Genomic DNA, 885 nt, shown 5'->3' on the forward strand with positions numbered 1-885 from the left:
ACCTAGCCAATCGTCACGACGTGACAATGTAACCTGAGACACTTTCTTAATGTCTACTGAACCACCCTGGTTGTTACCCATAAACACGTTTACGGTGGTTGTGCCTCGATGATCTTCTGGTTGCCAGTTAGCAGGAATACACACGCCCTCTAGACCTTTTGGAACCCAGTTTTTGTGAACGTACATGCCTTTCTTGATGTTTTCGCCAGTAATGCCGCCATTGTCCTTCGCCCATTCCATCGCTTCTTTCATGTAAAACGCTGAGCAAACGCCGCGAATGTAATGGTGAGTTCGGAACTCGCCCGGCTCAGATTCAGACAGTTTGGAGATTTGCTGAACCAGCTTCATGCCTTCGCTATCGTCGCCCCAGAATGCCGTCATGCCTGGGAATACGTAATCTTTCAGACCGTCACCTGCCGCTTCAATTACGGGTTTATCACCACCCCAGATATTCGCCATGTACTGGAATTCCGTGCCAACCGTGTTACACGACTTCACTAGTGAAATGACTGAGCCACCTAGGTTCGCGATGTAACCATAGTTGGTGCCGGATTCTTTTAGCGACAAACATTGCGCTTTGAAATCACCCGGTTTGAGCGACACAACCACAGGATTTTGTACTTCAAAGCCCAGCTCTTTGGCGTATTCCGCACACGCGTCTTTTGGTGCATTCGGGAACGGATGGTTATCACCAATGTGAGTAAATTTAGGTGCCGTGGTATTGCCTTTTGATTCCCAATCCTCTTTCGCCCATTTCACCAATGCACGACAGGCATCTGAGTAAGAAGCGCCATAGAAAAAGTTGTAGGGAGCAGGCTTGGCTGTTTTCGGGTTTTTGCCCGTAGGGTCCGTTAAGTGGCCCGAGTAAGATGCCGAAAATACCGG

The 885-nt window shown here is 48.9% G+C and carries 1 protein-coding gene; it reads right to left on the reverse strand.

Annotated features, from left to right (window positions below; all coding sequences use genetic code 11):
• On the reverse strand, positions 1–885 hold an 885-nt coding region (locus tag R7R78_RS25070), incomplete at both ends, for an ABC transporter substrate-binding protein (protein WP_225474494.1).

It is taken from the genome of Vibrio sp. 2134-1 (assembly GCF_033339495.1).